Genomic DNA, 255 nt, shown 5'->3' with positions numbered 1-255 from the left:
TGGTGCGCAAAGACAAATCATTACGGCTAAAAAAACCATTATTGCCAAAAAGCAAACTCTCACGCGTTCCACGAACATTGGAAGCGCCACCCAACGAAATCTGTTCCGCACCCAATAAATTATGCGGTGAATATTGACCACTCAAAAGATTGCTCAGTATAAAATCCAAGCCCCCTACCTTAAAAGGCGTCATGACACTAAGTGTGCCGGTAAATTTAGAAAATTGTGGCTCGCCATCCCCTGCCCCTGGAGCAT

1 protein-coding gene is annotated in these 255 nt (G+C 45.1%); it reads right to left on the bottom strand.

Annotated features, from left to right (window positions below; all coding sequences use genetic code 11):
- The coding region (locus J7R12_RS08820) for a ShlB/FhaC/HecB family hemolysin secretion/activation protein (RefSeq protein ID WP_234924872.1) at positions 1-255 on the bottom strand (255 nt) is incomplete at both ends.

The organism is Bartonella vinsonii subsp. vinsonii, assembly GCF_902825235.1.
Lineage (GTDB): Bacteria > Pseudomonadota > Alphaproteobacteria > Rhizobiales > Rhizobiaceae > Bartonella > Bartonella vinsonii.
This window is presented reverse-complemented; position numbering and strand designations above follow the sequence as displayed.